General features: G+C 65.5%; 3 protein-coding genes and 3 pseudogenes. 3 read left to right on the top strand and 3 right to left on the bottom strand.

Annotated elements, in window-relative coordinates; translation table 11 throughout:
* Nucleotides 1-161 precede the first annotated feature (161 nt).
* A pseudogene (locus tag ACF08N_RS37950) lies at nt 162-662 on the bottom strand (helix-turn-helix domain-containing protein); the annotation flags it as partial.
* A gap of 139 nt (nt 663-801) precedes the next feature.
* Between ACF08N_RS37950 and ACF08N_RS37945 the strand changes: the two are divergent.
* Nucleotides 802-1,086 carry a helix-turn-helix domain-containing protein gene (locus ACF08N_RS37945; protein ID WP_392329254.1) on the top strand — a complete coding sequence of 95 codons (285 nt, stop codon included), beginning with the start codon at nt 802-804 and terminating at the stop codon, nt 1,084-1,086.
* Nucleotides 1,087-1,173: 87 nt separating this feature from the next.
* Here the strand turns inward: ACF08N_RS37945 and ACF08N_RS37940 are convergent.
* A pseudogene (locus ACF08N_RS37940) lies at nt 1,174-1,787 on the bottom strand (IS5 family transposase); the annotation flags it as partial.
* 51 nt (nt 1,788-1,838) lie between these two features.
* Nucleotides 1,839-2,655: pseudogene (locus ACF08N_RS37935) on the bottom strand (IS5 family transposase).
* A gap of 126 nt (nt 2,656-2,781) precedes the next feature.
* Here ACF08N_RS37935 and ACF08N_RS37930 point away from each other — a divergent pair.
* Together ACF08N_RS37930 and ACF08N_RS37925 are read left to right on the top strand one after the other, a co-directional pair.
* On the top strand, nt 2,782-3,156 hold the full coding sequence (locus ACF08N_RS37930; RefSeq protein WP_392329255.1) for a transposase family protein: 375 nt from the start codon (nt 2,782-2,784) through the stop codon (nt 3,154-3,156).
* Nucleotides 3,156-3,353 carry a transposase family protein gene (locus ACF08N_RS37925; protein WP_392329253.1) on the top strand — a complete coding sequence of 66 codons (198 nt, stop codon included), beginning with the start codon at nt 3,156-3,158 and terminating at the stop codon, nt 3,351-3,353. Before ACF08N_RS37930 ends, ACF08N_RS37925 begins: the two co-directional genes overlap by 1 nt.
* Nucleotides 3,354-3,442 lie beyond the last annotated feature (89 nt).

The raw sequence follows: 3,442 nt of genomic DNA, 5'->3' as shown, positions 1-3,442 counted from the left end.
AGCCCGCTGGGCGTGAGTCAACGACAACGGCGGAATCTTCGGACCCGGACGACTCATACCCAACCAACGACGGATCTCCGACTCAGGTCACTAGGTGTATTGGCTCGCAGCGTTGTTGACGCGGGTGATGGGCGGGCGTCCGCCCAGTGCGGTGTGGCAGCGGTGGTGGTGTTGCGGTCACCGGCTGCGCGGCCGACGGTTCGCCATCCGCCGCCGTCGGGGATGTTGCCGAGCTTCTTGATGTCGACATGGACCAGTTCTCCGGGCCTGGCCCGTTCGTAGCGGCGAATCGGCTCGCCGGTGGGCCGGTCCAGCCAGGCCAGCCGGTTCAGGCCGTGCCGGAGAAGGATCCGGTGCACCGTCGACGGCGACATGCCCAGGATCGGGCCGATCCTGGCCGGGCCGAGTTTGCGGTCGGTCCGCAGGCGACAGACACGTGCCTCGACGGCGGCGGACGTCCGGTGCGGGGTGGTACGGGGCCGGCTGGAACGGTCGTGCAAGCCCACGTCGCCCTCGGATTGCCAGCGGCGGACCCACTTGTGGGCGGTGGGACGGGATATCCCCATCTCCGCGGCCACATGCGCCACAGGACGGCCTGAAAGGACACGTTCGACCAGGATCCGTCTGCCGTGAACGGTCAGCCGGGCATTACGGTGGGACACGAAGACCTCCGTGCGGTGAAGCCTAGACACCTCCACCACACCGGAGGTCTTCGCCATGATCAAGACCAGCCAGCGTTAACAACGCTCATGATCAATACAGGTGTCCCGCATGCGGTACATATAACGAAATGAGTGCACTATGTGCGTAAATAGTGGCGATCGCTGGCTTCCAGACGTAACCATGGCCAAACCTTTACAAGGAATGGAGCCTTCCATGTACCGTACGACCCGGGTCCGCCCGCTGGCCCCTGGCCCTGAACGCGATCGCCTGGCGGCCGAGCTTAGGGCGCGATACGAAAGCGGTGCCTCGATCCGCACACTCGCCAAGGAGACCGGCCGCTCCTACGGCAATGTGCACCAGCTTCTGTTAGACGCGCATGTTACCTTCCGTGCGAGTGGCGGAGCACAGCGCATTGTCAGTTGATGACCCAACCGACGCAGCGCAGTTGCCACTCTGCAACGAGCTTCGGGGCTTGCCCAAGTATGCGCAGAGTGGCACAAAGCGTCAGTGCCCTATGCCGTGCCCCAACAGCCATTTCCGCAGGTGGGGGACGTCGTACGCTTTGTCGGCGTGCAGGCGTTGAGGCTTGGAATCGGTCGCGTGGGATTCGTGTCCCATGTGGAAATGGGACACCATTGGCTTCAGCGCCTGACTGTTGTGGGTGTTGGCCGCGGAGAGTCCGACGCGTAGGGGCAGTCCGTCCGCATCGGACAGGACATGCATCGCGGAACTGGGCTTACCCCGGTCCACGGGACTCGGGCCTGCCAGTTCGCCCCCCTTTTAGCGCGGACATGGGCCGAGTCGAGGACCGCCCGGGAAAGGTCGACGAGGCCCTGCTCGTCCAGGAGTTGGAGAACCTTCTGGTGCAGCCGGCCCCAGACCCCCGCCCGGGACCAGATGACGAACCGGCGATGCACAGTCGACTTCGATGCCCCGAAGCACGGCGGCAACGCCCGCTAGGCACAGCCGCTGACCAGTACATAGATGATCGCTGCGAAGACCGCCTCATCATCGATGTTGGCGACCCCGCCGCCCTGCGGCCGCACGCGTGCCGGAGGCAACAAGGGCCTGGCGATCTCCCACAGCCCATCCGGAACAATCCAACCCCACCGCCCACTCCCCATGCCCAGCACAACTCCCAACCCACCATGTAGGACACGGTCTTAGACCGTGTCCTATGTGGTGAGGCGGACGAGTCGCTTGTAGCAGCAGATGGCGGCAGCGAGGCCGAGAAAGGCCAGGTAGTTGCGGGGGTGGCGTTCGTAGCGGTGGTTGAGTCGGCGGTAGCCGGTCAGCCAGGACATCGTCCTCTCGATGACCCACCTGCGGCGGCCGAGCCGTTCGCTGGAGTCGATGCCTTTGCGGGCGATGCGGACACCGATGCGCTTACCGCGTAACCATCTTCGCAGGTGAGGGATGTCGTAGGCCTTGTCGGCGTGCGGCGTTGGGGTTTGAAGTGGTGTCCGCGGTGGGGGTCATGTCTCGTTTGGTGACCGGCCACCACGGGCTTCAGTGCGAGGCTGTCGTGGACGTTGGCCGCGGAGACGCCAACGACGAGGGGCAGTCCGTTCGCGTCCGACAGGACGTGCATCGTGGAACCCGGTTTGCCCCGGTCCACGAGGCTCGGACCTGTGTGTTCGCCCCCTTTTTCGCCCTGACCTGGGCGGAGTCGAGGACGACGCGGGAGACATCGACCAGGCCGGCGTCGTCGAGCCGGTGCAGGACCGCTTCGTGGAGGCGGCCCCAGACGCCGGCCCTGGACCAGATGAGGAACCGGCGATGCGCGGTCGACTTCGATATCCCGAAGCACGGCGGCAAGGCCCGCCAGGCGCAGCCGCTGACCAGGACATAGATGATCGCGGCGAACAGCGTCTCATCAGGCGTGTCCTGCGTGCCGCCACCCTGCGGCCGCACCTTCGACGGCGGGATCAGCGGCTTCGCAATCTCCCACAGTCCATCCGGAACAATCCAACTCCACGTACCCCGCCCCATGCCGAGCCCAACGAGCCAGCACCACATAGGACACGGTCTTACGACCTAGTGCGTGGTTGGCGGTGACGGCGGCTGGGCTGGGTCGTTGGGCTGTGTGTGGTGGGGGTCGAGGCACGCAGTCTGATCATGTCGGAGCGTCGGACCACGGGACTTTCGGCGACCGTGATCGCAGATCTGGTAGCCGAGTTGGGGCCGGTGTGGCAGGCCAGAAGAGATGCCGAGCTGGCTGACCGTCCGCGCCGTCGAGCCGTGGGTGCGGGGGCGAAGTATAAGCTGGTGTTCGTCGACCGGCTGCTGGCCACCCTTGTTCATCTTCGGCGCGGTGTCACCCACGACGTCCTTGCCTGTTGGTTCGGTGTCGATCGGTCCACGATCACGCGTGCGATCGGGGAGATCGGGCCCTGCTCGCCGACCGCGGCTGGCGCATCGAGGGCGGACTGCGGCTGCGCACGCTCGCTGATGTCATCGTTCATCTCGGCGCCACCGGTCAGACCGCGTTGATGGACGCCACCGAGATCCGGGTCCGCAGACCCACGGCACACCGCGGCGGACGCGGTCGCTTCATCTCCGGCAAGAGCCACATCAACGCGATGAGTGCCCTCGTCTTCACCGACGAACGCGGACAACTGCTGTTCTGTGGCGAGGTACGAGCCGGGTCGGTTGCCGACATCACCCATGAGCTGATCCGGATTTTGTAGCGGCCCTGAAGCCAGGCAGGATCGCCTCGGCAGATGGGAGAACACAGGTCCGATGCCTGTGCCACGGGAGTACCCCGACGGGCTGCGCG

The sequence above is a fragment of the Streptomyces sp. NPDC015127 genome (genome assembly GCF_043080095.1).
Lineage (GTDB): Bacteria > Actinomycetota > Actinomycetes > Streptomycetales > Streptomycetaceae > Streptomyces.
This window is presented reverse-complemented; position numbering and strand designations above follow the sequence as displayed.

What these genes read in the sequence shown, in the direction of transcription:
- ACF08N_RS37945 (WP_392329254.1), top strand. Translation starts at nt 802, where the DNA reads ATGTGCGTAAATAGTGGCGATCGCTGGCTTCCAGACGTAACCATGGCC.
- ACF08N_RS37930 (WP_392329255.1), top strand. Translation starts at nt 2,782, where the DNA reads ATGTCGGAGCGTCGGACCACGGGACTTTCGGCGACCGTGATCGCAGAT.
- ACF08N_RS37925 (WP_392329253.1), top strand. Translation starts at nt 3,156, where the DNA reads ATGGACGCCACCGAGATCCGGGTCCGCAGACCCACGGCACACCGCGGC.